This is a genomic window from Sinomicrobium sp. (assembly GCA_029266035.1).
Lineage (GTDB): Bacteria > Bacteroidota > Bacteroidia > Flavobacteriales > Flavobacteriaceae > Sinomicrobium.
Window position 1 is genome coordinate 23,554 of sequence record JAJUFH010000023.1, and the last position, 22,326, is coordinate 45,879.

16 protein-coding genes are annotated in these 22,326 nt (G+C 43.2%); 11 read left to right on the plus strand and 5 right to left on the minus strand.

Annotated elements, in window-relative coordinates; genetic code table 11:
* Positions 1 to 95: 95 nt before the first annotated feature.
* From ACYZZR_RS10655 to ACYZZR_RS10670, 4 genes are all read left to right on the plus strand, one after another.
* Entirely contained in the window at positions 96 to 1,286 is a 1,191-nt protein-coding gene (locus ACYZZR_RS10655; protein ID WP_461533990.1) for a phosphoglycerate kinase, read from the plus strand.
* Positions 1,287 to 1,441: 155 nt separating this feature from the next.
* On the plus strand, positions 1,442 to 2,992 hold the full coding sequence (locus ACYZZR_RS10660) for a LysM peptidoglycan-binding domain-containing protein (protein WP_461533991.1): 1,551 nt from the start codon (positions 1,442 to 1,444) through the stop codon (positions 2,990 to 2,992).
* A gap of 132 nt (positions 2,993 to 3,124) precedes the next feature.
* Positions 3,125 to 4,219, plus strand: a complete 1,095-nt coding sequence (locus ACYZZR_RS10665; protein ID WP_461533992.1) for a DUF4837 family protein — start codon at positions 3,125 to 3,127, stop codon at positions 4,217 to 4,219.
* A gap of 111 nt (positions 4,220 to 4,330) precedes the next feature.
* Positions 4,331 to 6,463 (plus strand): Tex family protein, encoded by a 2,133-nt coding sequence (locus tag ACYZZR_RS10670; protein WP_461534005.1) that lies wholly within the window; start codon positions 4,331 to 4,333, stop codon positions 6,461 to 6,463.
* 100 nt (positions 6,464 to 6,563) lie between these two features.
* Here the strand turns inward: ACYZZR_RS10670 and ACYZZR_RS10675 are convergent, their stop codons facing one another.
* The 4 genes from ACYZZR_RS10675 to ACYZZR_RS10690 all read right to left on the minus strand — a co-directional run bounded on the left by ACYZZR_RS10675 (position 6,564) and on the right by ACYZZR_RS10690 (position 13,847).
* Entirely contained in the window at positions 6,564 to 7,712 is a 1,149-nt protein-coding gene (locus ACYZZR_RS10675) for a redoxin domain-containing protein (protein WP_461533993.1), read from the minus strand.
* 80 nt (positions 7,713 to 7,792) lie between these two features.
* Positions 7,793 to 9,154 (minus strand): RagB/SusD family nutrient uptake outer membrane protein, encoded by a 1,362-nt coding sequence (locus ACYZZR_RS10680; protein WP_461533994.1) that lies wholly within the window; start codon positions 9,152 to 9,154, stop codon positions 7,793 to 7,795.
* Between the two features lie 20 nt (positions 9,155 to 9,174).
* Entirely contained in the window at positions 9,175 to 12,537 is a 3,363-nt protein-coding gene (locus ACYZZR_RS10685) for a SusC/RagA family TonB-linked outer membrane protein (protein ID WP_461533995.1), read from the minus strand.
* 158 nt (positions 12,538 to 12,695) lie between these two features.
* Positions 12,696 to 13,847, minus strand: coding sequence for a FecR family protein (locus ACYZZR_RS10690; RefSeq protein ID WP_461533996.1), 1,152 nt, complete (start codon positions 13,845 to 13,847; stop codon positions 12,696 to 12,698).
* Positions 13,848 to 13,955: 108 nt separating this feature from the next.
* On the opposite strand from ACYZZR_RS10690, the gene ACYZZR_RS10695 reads away from it, so the two are divergent.
* Positions 13,956 to 14,498, plus strand: coding sequence for an RNA polymerase sigma factor (locus ACYZZR_RS10695; protein WP_461533997.1), 543 nt, complete (start codon positions 13,956 to 13,958; stop codon positions 14,496 to 14,498).
* A 57-nt stretch (positions 14,499 to 14,555) separates the two neighbouring features.
* Here ACYZZR_RS10695 and tatA read toward each other — a convergent pair whose 3' ends face one another.
* Positions 14,556 to 14,747, minus strand: a complete 192-nt coding sequence (gene tatA, locus ACYZZR_RS10700) for a twin-arginine translocase TatA/TatE family subunit (protein WP_461533998.1) — start codon at positions 14,745 to 14,747, stop codon at positions 14,556 to 14,558.
* 199 nt (positions 14,748 to 14,946) lie between these two features.
* Between tatA and ACYZZR_RS10705 the strand changes: the two genes are divergently transcribed.
* The 6 genes from ACYZZR_RS10705 to ACYZZR_RS10730 all read left to right on the plus strand — a co-directional run bounded on the left by ACYZZR_RS10705 (position 14,947) and on the right by ACYZZR_RS10730 (position 22,129).
* On the plus strand, positions 14,947 to 15,828 hold the full coding sequence (locus ACYZZR_RS10705) for a M23 family metallopeptidase (RefSeq protein ID WP_461533999.1): 882 nt from the start codon (positions 14,947 to 14,949) through the stop codon (positions 15,826 to 15,828).
* A gap of 53 nt (positions 15,829 to 15,881) precedes the next feature.
* A complete protein-coding gene (locus tag ACYZZR_RS10710) occupies positions 15,882 to 17,378 on the plus strand; it encodes a GH3 family acyl-acid amido synthetase (RefSeq protein ID WP_461534000.1) in 1,497 nt (498 codons plus the stop codon).
* 93 nt (positions 17,379 to 17,471) lie between these two features.
* Positions 17,472 to 19,217 (plus strand): DUF6909 family protein, encoded by a 1,746-nt coding sequence (locus ACYZZR_RS10715; RefSeq protein WP_461534001.1) that lies wholly within the window; start codon positions 17,472 to 17,474, stop codon positions 19,215 to 19,217.
* Entirely contained in the window at positions 19,214 to 20,197 is a 984-nt protein-coding gene (locus tag ACYZZR_RS10720; RefSeq protein ID WP_461534002.1) for a hypothetical protein, read from the plus strand. Before ACYZZR_RS10715 ends, ACYZZR_RS10720 begins: the two co-directional genes overlap by 4 nt.
* Before the next feature lie 261 nt (positions 20,198 to 20,458).
* Positions 20,459 to 21,436, plus strand: a complete 978-nt coding sequence (locus ACYZZR_RS10725) for a long-chain-fatty-acid--protein ligase (RefSeq protein ID WP_461534003.1) — start codon at positions 20,459 to 20,461, stop codon at positions 21,434 to 21,436.
* A gap of 174 nt (positions 21,437 to 21,610) precedes the next feature.
* Positions 21,611 to 22,129 (plus strand): ferritin, encoded by a 519-nt coding sequence (locus tag ACYZZR_RS10730; protein ID WP_461534004.1) that lies wholly within the window; start codon positions 21,611 to 21,613, stop codon positions 22,127 to 22,129.
* Positions 22,130 to 22,326: the final 197 nt, after the last annotated feature.

Sequence of the window (22,326 nt, forward strand, 5' to 3'; positions counted from 1 at the left end):
AAACCAATATTTAATTACATTTGTGCCTCATTGCCTCCAGTTCGGCTTTAAAGCGGGGAGGAGGCACACTAATTTAAACCCTAAATACACACTTTATGAAAACCATAGATGATTTCGATTTCAAAGGGAAAAAAGCATTGATTCGGGTAGACTTTAATGTACCGCTCGACGGAGAGTTTAAGCTTACAGATACCACCCGTATAGAGGCGGCTAAACCCACTATTATCAAGATATTGGAAGATGGAGGAAGTGCGGTATTGATGAGTCATCTCGGGCGCCCCAAAGGGCAAGCTCAAGAAGCCTTGTCTCTGAAGCATATTGTGAGTGCAGTATCGGAAATCATTGGTGTAAAGGTAAATTTCGTAGAAAACTGTGTAGGATGGGAAGCTGAAGAGGCCGTTTCCAAGCTCAAAAGTGGAGAAATACTGCTTTTGGAAAACCTCAGATTCCACGCCGAGGAGGAGAAAGGAGATGAAGATTTTGCAAAACAGCTATCCGCGTTGGGAGACATATACGTAAACGACGCATTCGGTACTGCCCACCGAGCTCATGCATCTACCACTGTTGTTGCAAAGTTTTTTGAAGACAAGAAGTGCTTCGGGTATTTGCTGGCCAGAGAAATAGAGAGTATTGACAAGGTGATGAAAGACGGAGAAAAACCGGTTACAGCCATATTGGGAGGGGCGAAGGTGTCTTCTAAGATCACCATCATTGAAAATATACTAAACAAGATAGACCACCTTATTATTGGAGGGGGGATGACTTATACTTTTGTGAAGGCAAAAGGAGGAAAAATCGGAGATTCCATTTGTGAAGATGACAAACAGGAACTCGCGTTGGATATACTGAAAAGAGCCGAGGAAAAAGGGGTTAAGGTACATCTGCCCGTAGATGTTATTGCTGCCGACGATTTTAGTAATAAGGCCAATACAAAAGAAACTGCTGTAGACCAGATTCCAGACGGATGGCAGGGATTGGACGCAGGGCCGAAAACACTGGAGCTGTTTAGGGAAGTTATTTTGCAATCCAAAACCATACTTTGGAACGGTCCCGTAGGGGTTTTTGAAATGGAGCGTTTCCAAAACGGAACTAAAGCTGTGGGTTATGCCATAGAAGAAGCCACCCAAAAAGGAGCCTTTTCACTGGTAGGTGGAGGAGATTCTGTGGCTGCAGTAAAACAGTTCGGTTTTGAAGATAAGGTGAGTTATGTGTCTACCGGAGGTGGAGCGATGCTGGAAAGTCTGGAGGGAAAAACACTTCCGGGAATTGCAGCTATATTAAAATAATGTAGGCAATTACGCCAACCGTCGTCGAGAATAACCCTCGTCTTTTGCGAATAAAGGCGAGGATTTTTTATTTTAACATCCTCTAAAGACGCTATTTAAATGAAAAATGCGATTTTTACAAAATTTCTGATTTACCAAAAATAACCTAAAGCCCGATGAAGAGTTTTTTTACTGCCCTTTTATTTGCCGTATTGATCGCTCCGGTTTACGCACAGGATGTCGCAGAGGCTGTACAGAAACAAGAAAGTGATTTTTCAGCACCTTCTCCAATAGTGTCCAAAAATAACGATTCTATTATTCCCGATGTAACCATAGAAAAAGTAGATGGCAAATATCGCCTTCGCGATAATGCACTTGCAGCCCGTATAGATAGTCTGTGGCTCAGGGAACTATACGACAACAGCCTTTTCGACACTATCGCAGAGATGGTGAACGACATGGATTACAAGGAGGTAGACTATGCCGAGCTTCCCACAGATGTGTTAAAGGCTCGACTGGAAGCCTTAAATGAAAAAACACCTTTTAATATTTCGTACAACCCGGAATTGGAGAGCGTTATCAAGAACTTCCTCAAGAACAAAAGGGAGTTTCTGGAGCGGACTATGCAGAAGAGCACGTACTACTTTCCCCTGTTTGAGCAGGAATTGGACAACAGTGATATCCCATTGGAAATGAAATATCTCGCCATAGTTGAATCTGCCTTAAACCCCAAGGCAAAATCTTGGGCAGGAGCTACTGGGATTTGGCAATTTATGTACGGAACGGGAAAAATGTACGGACTTGAAGTCAGTTCTTATGTCGATGAACGCAGTGATCCGGTAAAGTCGACCAAAGCGGCTTGTGCATATCTCGGCAAACTCTACGAAATATTTGGTGATTGGGATTTGGCATTGGCTGCGTATAATTCCGGCCCAGGAAATGTATCCAAAGCCATACGCCGTTCGGGCGGATACCAGAACTATTGGAATCTCCGACCATTTCTTCCACGTGAAACAGCGGGCTATGTGCCCTCGTTTTTGGCGATGATGTATATTTTCGAATACGCAGGCGAACACGGACTAAAAGCTCCCAAATCCGAAATGCCCTATTTCGAGACCGATACGGTACACCTTAAGCGCTCGCTTAGCTTCGACCATATTTCCGAAATAGTGGGCATCGATATAGCGCAACTACAGTTTTTAAACCCCGCCTACAAATTGGATATAGTGCCGGTTATCGAGGGAGAAGTTCACCCTTTGCGTCTCCCCTCTGAGGCCCTTGGAAAATTTGTGGCCAATGAAGAAGCCATATATGCTCATATCGAAGCCGAAGAAGCCAAAAAAGAGAAACCCTTGCCTCAGTTCTTCGAAAAGAACACCAGTCTTACCTATAGAGTGAGAAAGGGAGATTATCTCGGACGTATAGCCGGCAAATACGGAGTGAGGGTGAGCGATATTAAAAGGTGGAACGGATTGAGAAGCAACAATCTTAGAATAGGACAAAGACTTACCATATATTCCCGAAGAGCAATGCTTACAGCGGCTAAAAACAATGAAAAAACTCAGAATATCCCCAGCAACAAGATCTATACCGTAAAGCGAGGGGATACACTTTGGACGATTTCCAGAAAATTTCAGGGAATTTCTATAAAAAATATACGAGAATGGAACGATATTAGTGGGGATAAATTAAAACCTGGAATGAAGCTGAAGCTTTGTAACTGTTAGAAGCTGTTTTGATTTTGTTTTTGGAATATTCTACAGAGTATTCCTATCTGCCCGATGCGGTCCTAAAAAAGGCATATAAACGAGCGGAAAGATAAAATTTAATCGTTTCTTGTAACCACTAAAACCTATAAAATGACACGAGATGAGACTGCCCTTTGCCGGGTAACTTTGCCCGATAACGAGCGGAAATCTGATGTAAAAGCGGGTAGATACTTTTGGCCTTCCACAGTGTTAATGCTATGTGCCGCCATTTTTTTTACAGCTTGTAAGGAAGAGAAAAAAGGAGAGAGAGGATATATGCCCGACTCGGTTGGGGCTATTAATTCTCTCGCCGTCGTTATAGACAACGAGTTGTGGAACGGACCTTTGGGAGATGAGATACGCGAATTTTATGCCTCCCCGGTAGATGGGCTCCCGGCCGTAGAACCTCTTTTTACGCTTCACCAAATACCGCCCTCCATATTCAACGGAACAACCACACGGAGTAGAAATATCATATTGGTACAAAAAGACTCTGCCACCTATACGGGTATAAAAACCGATAAATTTGCAAGGCCTCAAAAAATAGGTGTTATCCAAGCGGCTGACGAAAGAACCATGATAGAGCTCATCGGTAAAACCCATGAAGAGTATATAAATGCCTTTAAAGAAAACGATGTAAAGGCCAATCAGAAGAGATTTCTAGTCTCTCCCAACAAATCGCAGGATATCAGAAATAGATTTGGGATATCCCTCATCATGCCTTCTGTTTACAGGACAGGCACCAATAAGGATAATTTTATCTGGATGGAGAGAGTGATACCCAAAGGGACCATGCATATTTTTGTATATCAACTGCCGCTAAATGCTATTCCTGAGGATAAGAACACCCGAGTAGATGCCTTCATAAAAATGCACGACTCCATAGGAAAACAATACGTTCCCGGTAGGGAAGAAGGCATGTATATGGTCACGCAAAAGGCCTATGCTCCTTATGTATTCGACATTACCGTTGCCGGAAAGCCGACTATGGAAACCAAAGGGATATGGGAAATGAAAAACTTTGCAATGGCCGGACCTTTTGTAAACTACATTATCAGGGATGAGGAGAACAATAGGCTTTTGGTGCTCGAAGGTCTTACTTTCGCTCCATCCGAAGATAAAAGAGACTATATGTTTGAACTCGAATCAATTTTGAAGAGCGTAAAGTTTGTCGGAAAAGAGGAGACAGCTCCCGAAACAAAATAAGAAACTGAACAACAATCAACAGGCATATCGGAAAACTATTTCCGGTATGCTTTTTATTTTTAGTACTACAATAATCTACAACATACCCAAAGTGGTTTGGAACACAATAAAATGAGCCTTCAAGAATACGTTATCCGCCATACCCACCTTCCTGAAAGAGGGGTGGTCAACACTTTAAAGCTACTGGACGAAGACAGCACTGTACCGTTTATTGCCCGCTATCGCAAAGAGATGACCGGAAATCTCGACGAGGTACAGATCTCGGAAATACAGAAATTAAAATCGGCTTTCGAGGAATTGCAAAAACGAAAGGAAGCCGTGCTCAAGTCGATAGAAGAGCAGGGTGCACTCACCACCGGGCTAAAAGAGGACATACTGAAAGCATCTTCCCTTACCGAAGTAGAAGACCTGTATTTGCCCTTTAAGCGAAAGCGCAATACTCGTGCGGGAGTTGCGAGGGAAAAAGGGCTTGAACCACTGGCAGCGATGCTGATGTCTCGGTCCGGAGCTCAACCGGAAACGGCAGCTGTGCGGTTTGTGAAAGGTCGGGTAAAGACCGCAGAAGAAGCCTTGCAGGGAGCGGTCGATATTATGGCCGAATGGATTAGTGAAAACAGCGGAGTAAGAGAAGTGCTCCGGCGTGTGTTCTCCCGAAATGCTGAAATATCCGCAGCGGTAATCAAGGGAAAGGAGACCGACGATCAGGCACAGAAATACAGACAGTATTTCGACTGGAACGAACCTCTTAATCGATGCCCGTCTCACCGCTTGCTAGCCATGCTACGAGCCGAAAAAGAGGCCGTGGTCAGGCTAAAGGTTGTTGTGGACAAGGAAGTGGCTCTTGAAAGTGTAGAACGCATTGTTTTGCGCAATAAACCATCGACCTCTGTTCCCTATGTGCATCAGGCGGTAAAGGAGGCATACGAGCGGTTGTTGTATCCGGCAGTGTCTAACGAAGCGTTGAAAGAAGCAAAGCACAAGGCGGATATCACAGCTATCAATGTCTTTTCGTCCAATTTGAGACAGTTGTTGCTGGGAGCTCCACTCGGAGAGAAACGCATATTGGGGATAGATCCGGGCTATAAAAGTGGCTGCAAAATTGTGTGTTTAGACGAAAGGGGAGAGCTGATACACAACGAAAATATATACCCTCATGCACCTCAACGAGAATCGGCTAAAGCCGTGAAAAAGCTGAGGTCGCTGGTCAATGCATATCAAATACAGGCCATCGCGATAGGCAATGGTACGGCATCGAGGGAAACCGAAGCCCTGGTCAGAAAAACAGCTTTCGACCGAGAGGTGCAGGTCTTTGTTGTAAACGAAAGCGGAGCCTCAGTGTATTCTGCTTCCAGTATTGCCAGACGGGAATTTCCCGATTACGATGTCACGGTAAGAGGTGCTGTATCTATCGGGCGAAGGCTTGCCGATCCGCTGGCAGAGCTGGTCAAAATCGATCCGAAATCGATAGGAGTAGGGCAGTATCAACACGATGTAGATCAGTCGTTGCTGAAAACAGAGCTCGACGCTGTGGTGATGAGCTGTGTGAATCACGTAGGTGTCAACCTCAATACAGCGAGTCCGAGTCTGTTGGGATATGTTTCCGGAATAGGTCCGGCACTGGCAGAAAATATTGTCGCGTATCGAAGCGAAAAAGGAGAAATTCGCTCCAGAAAAGAACTGTTGAAAGTAGCCCGTTTAGGGAATAAGGCTTTTGAACAGAGTGCGGCATTTTTGCGTGTGGTACAAGGCGATAACCCCCTAGACAACTCGGCCATTCACCCTGAAAGTTACGGTATAGTGGAACAGATGGCGTTCGATTTAGGGGTAGAGGTTAGCCGACTGATAGGGAATAAGGAGTTGATAGCGAAAATCACGCCCGAAAAATACTGCTCTGGAGCCATAGGGCTACCAACTCTGACTGATATCTTAAAAGAGCTGGAAAAACCAGGCCTCGACCCGAGAGAAAAAGCTGGATTTTTTGAGTTTAGCAAAGAATTAAAAACCATAGAAGACGTAAAGCTCGGTATGACCGTGCCCGGAATTGTAAACAATATCACGAATTTTGGATGCTTTGTAGATATAGGAATCAAGGAAAGCGGATTGGTGCATATTTCCAATCTGAGCAAGGAGTTTGTAAGTGATGTGAACACTGTGGTAAAGCTGCATCAACACGTAGAGGTAAAGGTGCTAGACGTAGATCTGCAGCGAAAACGCATACAGCTGTCTATGGTGGGAGTGGAGTAAATAGTTTTGTTTACTAATCTTTACGAAAATGAAGAAAAGAAAACCGGAAGCATAAGATCCTAGCTTCCGGTTTGTCGGTTTTTATATGGACAACAGCATGTTATTTAAAAATTTGCGACAATTTTTTTTCTACCATATACCCTCTTAGGTTTTGAGCGACAATTTTACCCTCCGGGTCTATAAGTAAGTTTTGGGGGATAAATTTTATGTTGTACAGGAGGGCAACTTCGTTATTAAAACCTTTCAGGTCGGATACGTGACGCCAAGCGAGGCCTTCTTCTTCTATCCCCTTCAGCCATGCATCCCGTTTGGTGTCTAGAGATACGGAAAGGATATCAAAGCCCTTGTCGTGGTATTTGGTATAGGCCTTTACCAGATTGGGGTTTTCCATCCGGCAAGGGCCACACCAGGAGGCCCAGAAATCGACCAAAAGGTATTTCCCCCTGTAATCGGACAATTTGATAGGTTTTCCATCAGGGTCGTTTTGAGTAAAGTCTGCGGCTTTGCCTCCTAAAGCCTCTTTGGCGCTTGCGAGGCTGGCTACTACTTCCTTGCCGAACTTGAGCTTCTTAAGTTCTGGCGTTAAGGTTTCGTACAGTTTTTTAAGCTTGTCAGGATCGTCTTTTGTCTTTAGGTCATTAAGCGCCACAAGGCTGAAATAGGAGTCGGGATTGTTGTTGATATATTCATACTTTAGAGAATCTCTGGCATTTGTCATTTCCATAATGATGGCACTTCCCTCTTTGATCTTACGTTTTTTTTCGATTTCAGATTCGGGCTGCGTTGATTTTTTCGAATATAATGCGGCGTATTTTTCCATAAAGTATTTGGGTAGCATTATAGCCTTTAGGTATTCTTCATACTGCCTGTTGAGCTTTGACCCCAGTACTTTGGAACTTTGGAGAGAGTCTTTTGCCTTCACCAAAATATCTGCCTGTTCCAGATAGACCATTTTCCAATCGTTTATAGGTTTTAGTTGTTTCAAGCCTTTACCAAAACGATCAAACACCAAATAAACAGGCTTGGGATCTGTTATGGTGTCTTCAAAGAAAAATTTGTTGTTTTGGTATGAGGCCGAATCAAGAATATCTTTTGGTTCTATGTTATAGGGTCTCTTAGATAGATACATTTTGGCGTTCGGATGTTCCATCTGCTCCAATTCTACCGAAATTGTATAGCCGGTTCTCTCTTTTTTACTGCAAGAGAATAGCAATAGTGCAAATATGAGATAAATGAGTTTTTTTGTCATCTTAATATTTTATTTAGTTTTTATTCGTGTGTCGTCCTTGGGAAGGCCGATATTTTAGGTGTCCGATTATCCGACAACGACTATTTTAAATTGGGATTACGTATAGTTTCGTCGTATGGGATGGGGAAGGTGACGTTAGTAGGATCCCAGTTCTCCTTAAATAGTCCGAATACTTCGTCTGCTCTTCCGGTTCTTATGGTGTCGAACCATCTGTGACCCCATTCTGCAAATAATTCACGGGCTCTTTCGTCGTATATAGCTTGTAATATAGCTGAAAGCGTTGTTGCTGTCACTTCTCCGAGGTTTGCCCTGGAGCGGATGACGTTCAAATCTGAGGCAGCACTTTGCTCTCCCACAATATTGTTTTGATGGGCGCGGGCCTCTGCTCGTATGAGATACATTTCGGCGAGACGGATTACCATATTGGCTTCTTCGGTGTCGGGGCCTACTGTATTGGAATAGGCCTTGTATTTCAGGGGGCCATTTCCCGTGGGAGTAAGCCAGGCCGACCTCCGTCCGTCTTCTTCCGAAATCAGTTCTGCCAATACATCGGTTAAGAAAACCTGTGGATTGTCTACAGAATTAGCGGTGAGTTGGATGTTGGTGTAACGGCTAGAGCCTGAATTGGCGAATTGTAATATACTTTCTTTTGAATCGGCATAAAAAACTCTTTCGAGTTCTTCCAGTTCGTAAAACTCTGTATTGATCACCTCCGTGGCCAGGGCTTCGGCTTCTTCCCAACTTTCCCGATATAGTTGTACGCGGGCGAGGAGTGCTGTTGCAGCCCAATAGTTGGCGCGTATTCTATCTCCGGCAAGGGTGTATAGCTCAGTGCTCAACGATGTTCTCGCTTCAGTGAGGTCGAGGACAATTTGGTCGTATATCACAGAAACAGACGAACGGGCGAGTAAGCGGTTTTCCTCATAATCTGGAATAAGGGGAAGAGGAACTTCTCCGTACAGGTTTACCAGATAAAAATAACACAGCGCTCTTATGAAGCGGGCTTCTCCGGTAAACTGCCGCCTCGATTCTGTATCCAGCTCCGTTGAGTTTGCTATGTTGGCGATGAGGTTATTACACTGGTAAATGATATTGTAATACCCCTTCCAAAAACCAGTAGTTGCCGATCCAGTTGGGTCAATTTGATTGGTGGCAAACTCCAGATAAATTGAAGAATAACTCACCCGTTCCATTTCATCCGATGCCAGTCCTATATGAGTGGTGAGGTAAGTTATGGCGGGAGTGCCGGCAGTGTAGGCATAAATTCCCCGTACAGCTGAATTTGCAGATTCTTTGTTTGAAAAGACTTCTTTGGTATCCAGAAGCTCTTGAGGTAGGTCGAGATCGACAAAATCACTACATCCTATTGGCAATAAAGACATTATTATGCCGAATATCAGTAAATGAGGTAATCGTGCTTTTTTGTTTTTTATAGTTGTCATAACAGTAATTTCTTTAAAGATCAAAGACTGAGTTGAATTCCCATAACAACAGTTTTTAGGGGAGGAAGGGATCGCAATGAGGTAGTTTCCGGATCACCTACTTTATATGGTGTTATGGTAAGGAGATTATGAGCTTGAGCGTAAATTGACAGGGAGCTCAGCCCGAGACGGTCCAGCACTTTTTTCGTAAATTGATATGACAGAGCCACATTTTTTAATCGAATAAAAGAAGCGTCTGTATAATTCATGGAAGACAGATAGGTAGGAGCGTGTCCGGTTAAGCTATACATATCCAAAAAGGAAGCTGTCGTAGTAAATTTTTGATAGGGAGCGATATCTCCGGGGTTTTGCCAGCGGTTCAGTATCTCTGTAGGGTAGTTATTTCCTGCAGATCCTGCGGGGTTCGTTATGTTGGAAGCCGAAAACCACCAGCTGTTCCCCTTCTTTTTTACGAATTGGAAAAAGACATCTAGGCTCAATCCCTTGTATGAAAAGCTATTGCGAAACCCTCCGTAGAAGTCGGGATCGGTGTCCAAAAGAGGTCTGGCATCGCCCTCGCCCTCGTCGTAAGAGGGCTCATAGGTGCCGTTGCCGTTGTAATCTTCTATTTGATACAGCCCTGTTTCGGGGTTAACCCCAACCACATGACCGGAAATGACTGTATTGAGTGATTTTCCCAGAATAAAGCTATTGTTATAGCTCGAAGTTTCCAGTGCCGGAAATTTCTTGAGCTCGTTTTTTGGAATGGTAATATTGAAATTGGAAGTCCATCTAAAATTTCCGTTGTCAATATTGGTAGAAGACAACATCAACTCCCAACCCCGATTTTGAATTAAAACACCTTTTAGATTGGCTACTACACTGTTATATCCAGTAATAAAGGGAAGCGGATAGGATACCAGTGGATCGGAAGAATTGTTGCGGTACCAAGTGGCAGATAGCCTCAGCCGATCCATAAAGAAATTTACATCTGCGGAAACCTCCATTTTTATAAACTTTTCCCAGTGCAGGGTAGGATTAAACAACGATTCTGGCCTCAGAGCGACTTCCCCGTTATAACTTCCAGGGGCTGTAAACGAAAAGGCATTTGAGTTTGCATATACGTCCTGATATTTATAATCGCCTATATTGTCATTTCCGGTAACACCATAGCTCGCCTTGAGTTTTGCAAAGCTTACGGCGGTTAGGTTTTGCATAAAATCTTCATCGCTAACAATCCATGCAGCCCCGATAGCCCCGAAGTTGGAAAAACGGAAATCTGGTCCAAAGCGACTGGAGCCGTCTCTTCTCCCGGAGAGGTTAATGATATATTTATTGTCGTGAGTGTAGTTGATTCTCCCGAAAAAAGCACCGTAGCGATATTGTGAAAAGGAGCTAGTAGCATGAGAAAACATCTCTGATGTTACAGAGTTCAAAGATCCGATCAACCTGTCGTTTTCATATCCCTTTATAGCTAAAAAATATCGGTTTTTTTCCCTGCTTTGTAACGATCCCCCGGCAAGAGCGCTTAAAACCCCTTTGCCTAACTTCAGGGTATACTCTATCTGGGGTTCCCAAATCCAGCTTTTAAATTCGCTATGCCCCATATTGTACTGTCCGTCAGCTCCTGTTCTGTCTAGAGGGTTAACGGAGGTAGACGGCCAGGTCTTGATTTCTTCTGTAGTGATAAGATTATACCCGATACTGCTCTTCAAAACAAGGTTTTTAAATGGAGTATAAGAGATAAAAACATTGGTATTTAGTGTTTTGGTATTTGCCTCGTATTTTCTGTGGAGATAAGCCAAAGGGTTATCGCTGTCATACCCACCTTCATTCCAAGCCAAATCACCGTTTTCTTCATATAGTTTGTAATTGGGAGGAAGGAATATGGAAGCAGAAAGATCGGAAGCAGGACTGGTATTCTTGGTGTCGGTATAGCTGGCAGAAAATGTACCAGAGAGTTTATTGTCTCGGCTTCTCGCAGAGATATTTGCAAAACCTGACATACGAGAATTCGGAAAGTCTCCAGGGACAACAGAGGTCTCTCTATTGTAATTACCTCCAAGCCTGAATTGGGTGAGCTCACTACCTCCAGAAAGGGAAAGCTGTACATTGTGTGTATAAGCGGTACCTCCTATAAGTTGCTTTACGAGGTTGTTGTCTCTTAAGGTGTCGTATTGTACGAGGTCGTACACCAGATTGCGATCCACAGCGCTCGAACTGTTGGCGAGCTCGTAAAGATCCATGCCGTCATTTTTCAAAGCTTCCTTTCGCATTTCCACGTATTGTCTCGTGTTGAGCATATTGGGTAAAGGAGCCACGCTGACCCCGCTCGAAATATTGGCATCGAACTTCAGGCTGCCGGCTTTTGCTTTTTTAGTGGTGATGAGTACTACACCGCTGGCTCCCTGACTTCCGTAAATGGCAGTGGCATCGGCATCTTTTAACACTTCTATACTCTCTATGTTGTCCATGTTGATATTGTAAAGTGGACTTAGACCAGTTATGCCCACACCGCTTATGGCAGAGGTCATGTAAATATCGTTGTTGAGAAAATCTCCACCACTCGCTATGGGGACGTTGTCAACAATAATCAGCGGTTGATCTGAAGCGCTGTAGAGATTGTCGATCTGTGTGCGCCCCCTGATCTCGATATTAAATCCCGATCCGGGGTTGCCGTTGTTTTGGGTAATTATCATGCCAGGAACCTTTCCTGCCAATGCTGCAATAGGGTTTACCACGGGAGACAGGTTAAGCTCTTCGCTGGTAACTTTGGAAATGTTTCCTGTACGCATTCTCTCGGAGGTGGAATAATATCCCGCATTAATTGTCACCCCATCTAAGACATCTACTTTTGTAACCAGAGTGACATTGACGACCGAAGCATCCCCAACGGTAATCTCCTGCGACTCGAATCCTATGGCGGTAAAAACCAATACGTTTTCTCGGTTGGGTACTGCGATCGAATAATTCCCGTCCATATCGGTAAAGGTCCCCGAAGAGGTCCCTTTGATACGCACAGTTACTCCGGGAATTGGTAGGCCATCTTCATCGTTTACGGTACCGTTTACGCCTTTTTGTTCTCTGTTGTAATGAGATTTGTCACGGATAATAATGGTGTTGTTTTCGGTGAGTACAACGTTGAACTCCTTTTTTTCTATGACCTTCCCGAGAAGTTTGCCGGCATTGATGCTTCCTTTGTGGAGAAAAATTTTTGGAAAGCCTTCAAAAAGATCGGACCGGTAGATAAAGGAGTACTCTGTTTGTTGATTGATAAGGTCAAAAACCTCGTCTACGCTGTAATCGCGATTATCTGTAATCGTGACTTCCCGCTTTTGTGATAAAACTTCCTTAGGGGAAAATGCGAATACTGTGGTGCAGAATAAAAGGATAAAGATTCTCATACAAAAAGAGAATAATATTTTTAATTTAAAAAAAAGGAAGGGTGTAAAATCTATTTTCATAAATTTAATGTGTGTTAGTTAAACTCGTTTAATTAATGCATCAGAAAGGGGAAATACAGGTCTGTTTTGTAGGAGATTCAACCTGTGTTCCCCTGTTTTTATTTCAGAATTACGGTATTTCCATTGATCTCGTAGTTTATATTGTTCATTTCACTTATAATTTCCAGTATATCGGGAAGGTTCTGCGTTTTTTTCAGCCCTCCGTTGAAGGTCAGTTTTTTGAGTTCACTACTTCTAAAGACGACATCTACATCGTACCAACGAGACAATACTTTCATGATGTCCTTAAGCGGAGTATTGTCGAAGCTGAATATTCCGTCTTTCCAGCAGGTTTCTTTATATACGTCAACCTGTGTTACGGAAATTTTATCATCGTTGCGAATCGAGACAGCCTGTTGTCCAGGCAAGAGAAACTGTTGTACGCCTTCTTTGGTAATCTTTATTTTTCCCTCAGATAAGGTGGTGTAGATATGAGTTTCGTTTTTATAGGCTTTTACATTGAATTCCGTGCCTAAAACCTCAATTTCCTGCCCTGGAGAAATAAGTTTGAAAGCATCACCCTGATGTTCTGTGCTGGGAGATACATCAAAATAAGCTTCTCCGTATACTAGCTCTACCTGCCTAGGATTCCCAGGGTGAAAAAACACGGGGTACCTGAGTTGCGAATCGGCATTGAGCCACACAACGGTCCCATCGACCAATTGTACCTTAAACTGTCCTCCTCTCGGTATGGTGAGAACATTGAATTGATTTTTCTGAGGTGTTCTGGGAGGTGTACTGTAAATTAGGCTTTCGTCTGTACTGTAGTGAATACTGTCGATTAATGTATGGCCATTTCCCAAGGCGACTTCGGTACCATTGCTCAATTGTAAAAGAGCCTTGTTGGTGCCTGATTGAATGTTTTGTTGCACAATTTTTATATGAGACTTTTCCGGCTCTTCACTGTGAGAGCTATAGTATAATGTAAACAGGCCAAGACACAGTAGAAGTACACACGCGGCTGCGTATCGGTATATCTTGATATGGCGCATGCGTTTTCTGTGCAATACGGTCTTGCTGAATTTTTGTAAGGAAGGGCGATGGTCAAAATCCCTTTTGGTATTCAACAGCACATGGAGTTCGACGTATTCCTTAAAAAGAGTAGCGTATTCACTGTTTTTCAGGCACTTGGTCAAGAGATCTCTCTCCTCTTCCGTGATGCTGTTTTCTAAGTACCTTACAATGAGCTTATGGACTTCTTCTTGTTTCACTTTGTGATCGGTCTTTGTTATTATGTCGTAAAAAAAGCTAAAAACCCTTGACGTATTTATTTTTTTTTCACATTTGCAATATATTTTTTCGATTTTAATCAGTTGTCTATGTCTAAAGAGCACTATATTCTTTTGAAAAATATCCGTGACGGGGATATACACAGCTTTGAAAAAATTTATGCGGAGTTCTATGAAAACCTATGTCGTTACTTATTGAACTATACGACAGATAGGGGGGAAATTGAAGATGCTGTCCAGGATAGTTTTTTGTATTTGTGGGAGAAAAGAAGAAAAATTGAAATAAAGACATCTCTGAAAAGTTACCTGTACAGAGTAGCCTATAATCGCTTGGTGGATAAGTTTAGAAATGTTAAGAAAAGGGAAAGCGTACTCGATGACTACTATCACAATGCGGTAATGGAAGTGATGGAATCAGAGTCTGAATACAAGTCACAACGCATAAAAAAACTAGAAGAATGTATCGCTCTATTACCGGAACGATGTAGGGAGGTTTTTGTAGCCTGTAAAATATCAGATATGAAATACATTCAGGTAGCACAGAAGCTAAACCTCTCCCTAAAAACAGTTGAAGGTCATATTACCAATGGCTTTAAGCTGGTTCGGAAATGTTTAAACAATGAGGTGAGTTAAAACAAAAAAACCTCCTTCCCAAAGGGAAAAAGGCTTGTTCTGTTATAGGAGGAGAGCTTATTCTTCCTTCTTGTCACCAGCTGGCGGCTCGTCGTCTTTAGTTGCGTTTTTAAATTCTTTAATCCCGCTTCCGAGTCCGCGCATCAGTTCTGGAATTTTTCTGCCACCAAAAAGCAACAATAGCACTACCACAATCAACACAATCTGTGGTGCACCAATTACTCCTAAGATAATATTCAATGAAATCATTTTTAATTACTTTTACTCACCAAGTGAGGTTTAATATACTCCGACCAAATACCGGAATGTTTTGTTTTTGTATTAAGTCTTTGCCCTAAAACAGCAAAACTTAGTGAAAACAAAGGTAATAAGAAATGTTGAATACAGGCGTTAATTATTATATTTTTAAGAGTTGTATGGGGCGTATAACGTTATATTTGCAAGTGTCATGACAAAGAGCAAACCCAAAAAAAAGAAACTGGCAAAAAAGCTTTTGCACAAATATCGACTGGTTATTCTCAATGAAGATACCTTCGAAGAGCGTTTGTCGTTCCGCCTGAACAGGCTCAACGTCTTTGTAGTAGGAACTTCATTTGCTGTATTTCTCATTGCGCTCACCACCATTCTCATTGCGTTTACTCCTTTGAGGGAGTATATCCCGGGATATTCTTCCCCCCAATTAAAACACCAACTCGCCAATCTCACCTATAAAACGGATTCACTACAGCAGGTGTTAGGAGCCAATGACGACTACATCTCCAATGTCAGAAGGATACTTACAGGAGAGATAAATCCGGAAGAGATGACCGAGAAAACCCCCAAAGACCCTTCGTCGTCGGAAGACCGACCCGATCCGTCTGAAGTGGATCTTTCCCCGGGAGCAGAAGACCTTGCCCTGCGTGAGGAAGTAGCGGTAGAAGACAAGTACAACCTCATGGGTAGCGCTATGTCGGAGGTAGATTTTGTACTTTTCCCCCCTGTTTCCGGTGTTATTTCCAATGAGTTCAACCTCGAAGAAAAACATTTTGCCGTAGATATTGCCGGGGCTTCCGGAACTCCGGTGAAAACAGTTGCCGACGGGATTGTTATCTTTGCCGAGTGGACTGCAGATACCGGATATGTATGTATTGTAGAACATTCGCTCGGACTGATTTCCGTATACAAACACAATGGCTCATTGACCAAGATGCAGGGAGATTTAGTAAAGGCAGGAGAGGTGATAGGCACGATGGGAAATACCGGAGAGTTGACTACGGGACCTCATCTACACCTGGAGTTGTGGAGCAATGGATATCCGGTAAATCCCACAGACTATATAGATTTTAATTAAAAAAATAGGACTCCTGTTATTGCGAATTCAAGGAGTTGTAGCGATTTTGACCTATGTCTCTAAAATCCTTTGCAGCAAAGATTTTTGCCGAAAACGTATACCGCGATATGCAGCGGTGGGTTCAAAAGCCTGTAGAAACTCAGGAAAAGGTATTTCGAAAGCTGATTGCAGAAGCTGCCGACACGGCATTTGGCAGAGATCACCATTTTGAGCGTATAAAAACTCACGAAGATTTTGTCAAAAATGTTCCGGTTCGCGATTATGAAAAACTCAGACCTTATGTAGATCGGGTGGTAAACGGAGAGGAAAATGTGCTCTGGAAGGGAAAACCTCTGTATTTTGCCAAAACTTCGGGCACTACTTCGGGAGCCAAATATATTCCGCTCACGGCAGCGTCTATGCCACACCATATCAAGGCTGCGAGAAATGCTATATTGTGCTATATTCACGAAACGGGAAACTCCCGCTTTGTAAACGGGAAAATGATCTTTTTACAGGGCAGCCCTATACTCCAAGAAAAAAATGGAATAAAACTCGGAAGACTTTCGGGTATAGTGGCTCACTACGTGCCCAAATACCTGCAAAAAAATCGAATGCCCAGCTGGGAAACCAACTGTATAGACGATTGGGAAACCAAGGTCAACACCATAGTAGAGGAGACACTTGTGGAAAATATGAGCGTTATCAGTGGTATCCCTTCCTGGGTACAGATGTATTTTGAAAAATTACAAGAATACAGTGGTAAAAAGGTAGGAGAGATCTTTAAAAACTTCGAATTGTTTATCTACGGAGGAGTTAATTACGAACCCTATAGGGCGAGGTTTGAAGACCTTATCGGTAGAAAGGTAGACAGTATAGAGCTCTTTCCGGCAAGTGAAGGCTTTTTTGCCTTTCAGGATTCTCAAAAAGAAAAAGGGATGTTGTTGCAGTTGGATTCCGGAATCTTTTACGAGTTTATCCCTGCCGATGAATTCTTTACAGAGAATCCGCCACGTCTCACATTAAAAGATGTGAAGTTAGACGTCAATTACGTCATGATTATATCTACCAACGCCGGTCTTTGGGCTTACAATTTGGGCGATACAGTACAATTTACCTCCGTAAGCCCTTATCGCGTTGTGGTATCCGGTAGGATTAAACATTTTACCTCAGCCTTTGGCGAACACGTAATAGCCAAGGAAGTGGAACAGGCGATAAAGGAAGGAATAGAGGCTTTTGGAGGTAGCATTAACGAATTTACAGTGGCCCCGCAAATCGATCCGCCCGAAGGGGGATTGCCGTATCACGAATGGCTGATTGAATTTAGCGAAGAACCGCAGGATATAAAGGGGTTTGCACGGTGTGTGGATCAAGCGCTTCAGAAGCAGAACACTTATTATTACGACCTTATTTCTGGAAGCGTACTCGCCCCTTTGAGGATTACCAAAATTAAGAAAGGAGGCTTTTCCGAATATATGAAAAGCATAGGTAAACTAGGCGGGCAGAACAAGGTGCAGCGACTGTCAAACGACCGCAAATTGGCAGAGAAACTATACAACTACAGAAGCTGAGCTCAGTGGTTGAGGTGTTGATGAGGGTGTATCAGTCGACCTGTCGCTAAACAATTATACAAAAATCCCGTATTTTTGTACAGAAAACAAGATATGAGCAAGGTAAAGGACAGAACAAGAGCACAAGAATCGACCAACGCCATAGAGCGGATGTATATCGCGATGCGACATCTGCTCAACAGGGGGTTTTATAAACCGATGGGTGTTTCAGGGGAAACGCTTAGGGAATCCTTGTTGCTGATTCGTCCTGAAATATACGGTTCTATTGCTGAAAACAAGGTAGAACTCAACGGACTGACGTATATACTCGACCGGTTGCCCATGGGTATAGAAGAATGTCGATACATCAACCTCACCTCAGACGAGGGATACAAAAAATCGCAATTTACTCCTATTATTCCTCCAAAACGCAGGCGGAATTGCTATAGGGTAGATGCAGAACAGATGAATATTGAGATCACCAGAGGGCGCTCCGACATCTACGATATACTCACTCACCTTACTTTCCTGTACATAGAGTCTGACAAGATAAGACGAAGGGTTTACGACGATGAAACCGGCGAAACTACAAGAGATTGGTTTAAGCTGGAGTCGGCCGTACAGAAAGGGAAGTTGTCTAGAGCTGAACGCGAAGGAGCACTAATCCACGTGGCCAGTATTTTGGGGCGTACTTTTGAGGAAGCTTTGGATGCACACCAAACATTTGCCACCAAACAGATGCCCGAGCGATTTTTACACATCGTTTACTGGATGGGCAGACTAGCCATAGAGGAGGAAAGAGATAATAACAAGAGAGCGATAGCATTTAGCCCTATTCTGCGAGAGCGATTGGGGCATCATATCCACGGGGAGCGATGGGCTCATGCTATTAAAACTGTGCTTTTGGAAAACGACCTTCTGGGTCGCCCGATACATATCATCAGTGCGAATATGCACAGTGTGATGAATTCACTCTTTGCAGTGGAGGCACTGAAAAAGGAGGTGAAGGGAAAAGAACGCCTTGAGCTATATGAGATGCTCAGTCTTCCCCAAAACGACGACCTGAGGGAGAGGGTAAAGACATTCGCATTAAAAAACGGGATGATTGCTATCGATGACACCTCGGGAACGAATATAGATGTACAGATATTTGACACCGCCAAAATAGAGTTTCAGCATCCTGATTACCGTTTTGAAGCTGGAGAACAAGGCGGATTTCCTGTGTTGTTTGTGATGGATTATGCCTTTGGGGAACAGGCGTATGAAACCATAGACGAGTTTTTAAAACCGTATAAAGACAGAAAGAAACGAGTTGTAGATCACAAACCTTATTTTCTCGACATCAAATCGGTTTCCATCATGGGAAAGGCAGGAATATTGGAGGGCGACAAAGGAGATCTCATGATTCCTTCCGCTCATATTTTTGAAGGGACAGCCGACAATTACCCATTCGAAAACGAACTCTGTAAAGCTGATTTTGAAGGATATGGACTAAAGGTGTTTGAAGGTACGATGATTACGGTTCTCGGAACATCCTTGCAAAATAGAGATCTGCTCAGTTTTTTCCACGAGTCGACGTGGAATGTGGTGGGCTTGGAAATGGAGGGCGCGCATTATCAGAAAGCTATTCAATCGGCCTCGAGGATAAGAAAGAGTATTTCTAAAGATGTCAAGGTGAGATACGCCTATTACGCTTCCGATAATCCGCTGGAAACAGGGAGTACGCTTGCCTCTGGAGGGCTTGGTACTACAGGGGTAAAACCCACTTATCTCATCACCCGCAGAATTCTAGAGCAGATACTCAACGGAAAGAGGAACAAAAACACTAATATTTCAGAAGAAAAACAGCTCTTATTATGAACGAAAACAAAGCCCGTCAACAAGCCTCAGATGAAATAGATCTCGGACTGTTATTGCAAAAAATAGGAGACTTTTTTAAGTGGATCATCAAAGGGATATATCGTGTGGTGATGTTCTATAAACGATTTGCGATTGTTCTTCTCGTCCTTTTGCTCATCGCCTTTGCGGTCGGATATTTTATAGATAGCTCGTCGGGATCCAGCAGTTACAGAAGCGAGCTTGTAGTAGTACCCAATTTTGGAAGCGCAGATTATCTGTACTCGGGCGTTCGGGAAATAGAAACTAAAAGGCGCAGAAGAGATACGGAGTTTTTTAAACGTATACAGCTAGAAGACCTAGGTAGCTTTTACGGTATTTCTGTAGCGCCGGTTATCGACATTTACGGGTTTCTCACTGATGAAGACAGACTCAATGTGTTTAATGCCCTGAAAGGCGATTTGGCTTTGGCTAAAGATGAGGTAACCGCCGTAAATTACAAATATCACAGGATTACTATTCGTACCGGAAAGAAAAACGATGCAAAGAAAATAGTTTCGGCTGTACTGGGGTTTTTGAATGACAATGAGTATTACAGCAGGTTGGGAGACAGCCTGAGGAAAAACACAATTTCCAGATTGGAAACCAGTAGAGAAGCTGTTTTGCACATCAATGATATTCTCAAAAAACAGGGTGAAGGTATGCCAGATAGCATAGACAAGGGAGATGCAGCGATTGTCCTGAGATCTGAAACGACGGGAACTCTTGCCGAATTGGTGAGGTCGCAACAGCAACTCTTTGAAACCATAGATAGCCTGAGTACGGGAACTGTCGATACCGAAAAGACAATAAGAAGTGTAGCAGAACGCTTGGACCTCCCACAAAAGAGCATAACAACTACCAAAAAATGGATGTTCCCCCTCGTGGTATTTATAGCGTTCTCTGGGGGAGCCCTGCTCGTTTTCCTCTTTAAGAAAATGAAAGCCATAGCGACGGAGGGGTGATGGTTTGGTGATGAGGAGAGATGGAGATGAGATGGAGAAGAGGTGATGAGGAGATGGGGTGACTTGGTGAGGAGACGCGGAGATGAGGAGACTTGGAGATGAGGTGATGGTGATTTTTCGCTTCGCTCAAAGGGGGCTTGGGTTAGGAGTGCTCTACGGTATTTCGTTTTGTAGTAATCTGTTGTCTTGAACCTGATGGTGAGATCTGATTTTGGAATTGTACTTTAAAGAATTACAAACAATTACAAGAAGGGTAGCAATATGAATAGTGAAGCGATTTTCGGTATTTCCGGGAAGTCTGATTTCGAAAGGCTAGCCCTCGAAGTGTACCGTTACCAGTATCGGTCTAGCGAGGTATACGGCAGATTTTGCAAGCTGTTAGGCCGAAATCCGGAAAAAGTGCATTCGCTAAACGAGATTCCTTTTTTGCCAATTTCTTTTTTCAAAGATCAACGTGTAGTGACTTCCGATCGAGAGCCCCAAGAGATCTTTACCAGCAGCGGAACTACAGGAGCGGCCACCAGCAAACACTATGTAACAGACATAGCTCTCTATGAAAAGAGCTTTTCAGAGGCATTTAAGCGTTTTTACGGGGATATTGCGGATTATACCGTACTCGCATTACTGCCGTCTTATTTAGAGCGTCAGGGATCCTCGTTGATCTATATGGCAGAGGCCTTGATAAGGCAATCGAAAAAGAAAGATAGCGGGTTTTACTTGCACGAGCTCGATACTCTTGCCGACAAACTTGTCCAACTCGATCGTGCAGGGGAAAGGGTATTGTTGATAGGGGTGTCGTTTGCATTGCTCGACCTAGTGGAAAATCGACATTTTGATTTGCAAAATACCGTAGTGATGGAAACCGGAGGAATGAAGGGAAGGCGAAAAGAGTTGGTACGTGAAGAATTACACCGTATATTGAGAGAAGGTTTTGGCACCGATAGTATTCACAGTGAATACGGAATGACCGAATTGCTCTCACAGGCTTATTCTTATGGAGAAGGAATTTTTCAGTGCCCCCCCTGGATGGGAGTGCTAACTAGAGATCCCGAAGATGCTCTTTCCATACAAGAATACGGAAAAACTGGAGGGATTAATATTATCGACCTCGCCAACCTGAATTCTTGTTCCTTTATCGCTACTCAAGACCTCGGTAAGCTCAATGCAGACGGCTCTTTTGAGGTTCTCGGACGTTTTGATCACGCCGATATCAGAGGATGTAACCTCATGGTGATGTAAAAAAGAAAACTACTCTCATAGGTGTGCTGAACGTCAATCTTGATGTCTTTATTTATAATTAGTCTTAGACCGGATTGAAATTATCTGTATATTAGATAGTTAGTGTTGAGTTTCCTATCTTTGTACATGTAGAAACAGAGACGTAGAAAGATACGCGTATAAAAAGACAGACCTATGAAAGACTTAGTAAGACAAAAATTAAGCATAAATGTAGAAGTGATGGACTTGCTGAACAAGCAGGTTGCAATAGAGGCTCATTCTTCGGCCATTTACCTGGCGATGGCTTCGTGGTGCGACAGAAATGCACTGAATTGTAGCGCACAGTTTTTTTATGAGCAAGCCGAAGAGGAGAGGGAGCACATGATGAAGATTTTCAGATTTATCAACGACAATGGAGGGATGGCTTATTCTCCCGAGATTCCTTCTATATCGCACGATTTCGATTCGCTGGAGGCAATATTCGAAGCTTCCTTGGATCAGGAGATAGAGGTTACCAAATCCATTCACAATATTGTGGCCAAATGTCGTAAAGTAAACGATTTTGGAACGGAAAACTTCTTGCAGTGGTTTGTAAAAGAACAGATGGAAGAGGAGCAAACCATGAGAAATATTCTCGACTTGTTCGAACTCATGGGAAGCGACGGTATAGCGCTCAAACTTATTGATGAGCGTATTTCCAGTATAGGCGAATAACCCACTTATACAACACAACAAAAAAGGCCATCCCTGCGGACGGCCTTTTTGTATTTAGGTACATTCAGAATTAAATAAACATTTGTAATTCAGTGAATTAATCCGTAATTTAGAGAAACAAAACCCCGAAAATTGGCCAAAGTGCCAAAAAACGGGGTTTTTCTATTCTACGTGTCTATGAAATTACAAAGAATTTC

What these genes read in the sequence shown, in the direction of transcription:
- ACYZZR_RS10655 (WP_461533990.1), top strand. Translation starts at nt 96, where the DNA reads ATGAAAACCATAGATGATTTCGATTTCAAAGGGAAAAAAGCATTGATT.
- ACYZZR_RS10660 (WP_461533991.1), top strand. Translation starts at nt 1,442, where the DNA reads ATGAAGAGTTTTTTTACTGCCCTTTTATTTGCCGTATTGATCGCTCCG.
- ACYZZR_RS10665 (WP_461533992.1), top strand. Translation starts at nt 3,125, where the DNA reads ATGACACGAGATGAGACTGCCCTTTGCCGGGTAACTTTGCCCGATAAC.
- ACYZZR_RS10670 (WP_461534005.1), top strand. Translation starts at nt 4,331, where the DNA reads ATGAGCCTTCAAGAATACGTTATCCGCCATACCCACCTTCCTGAAAGA.
- ACYZZR_RS10675 (WP_461533993.1), bottom strand. Translation starts at nt 7,712, where the DNA reads ATGACAAAAAAACTCATTTATCTCATATTTGCACTATTGCTATTCTCT.
- ACYZZR_RS10680 (WP_461533994.1), bottom strand. Translation starts at nt 9,154, where the DNA reads ATGACAACTATAAAAAACAAAAAAGCACGATTACCTCATTTACTGATA.
- ACYZZR_RS10685 (WP_461533995.1), bottom strand. Translation starts at nt 12,537, where the DNA reads ATGAGAATCTTTATCCTTTTATTCTGCACCACAGTATTCGCATTTTCC.
- ACYZZR_RS10695 (WP_461533997.1), top strand. Translation starts at nt 13,956, where the DNA reads ATGTCTAAAGAGCACTATATTCTTTTGAAAAATATCCGTGACGGGGAT.
- tatA (WP_461533998.1), bottom strand. Translation starts at nt 14,747, where the DNA reads ATGATTTCATTGAATATTATCTTAGGAGTAATTGGTGCACCACAGATT.
- ACYZZR_RS10705 (WP_461533999.1), top strand. Translation starts at nt 14,947, where the DNA reads ATGACAAAGAGCAAACCCAAAAAAAAGAAACTGGCAAAAAAGCTTTTG.
- ACYZZR_RS10710 (WP_461534000.1), top strand. Translation starts at nt 15,882, where the DNA reads ATGTCTCTAAAATCCTTTGCAGCAAAGATTTTTGCCGAAAACGTATAC.
- ACYZZR_RS10715 (WP_461534001.1), top strand. Translation starts at nt 17,472, where the DNA reads ATGAGCAAGGTAAAGGACAGAACAAGAGCACAAGAATCGACCAACGCC.
- ACYZZR_RS10720 (WP_461534002.1), top strand. Translation starts at nt 19,214, where the DNA reads ATGAACGAAAACAAAGCCCGTCAACAAGCCTCAGATGAAATAGATCTC.
- ACYZZR_RS10725 (WP_461534003.1), top strand. Translation starts at nt 20,459, where the DNA reads ATGAATAGTGAAGCGATTTTCGGTATTTCCGGGAAGTCTGATTTCGAA.
- ACYZZR_RS10730 (WP_461534004.1), top strand. Translation starts at nt 21,611, where the DNA reads ATGAAAGACTTAGTAAGACAAAAATTAAGCATAAATGTAGAAGTGATG.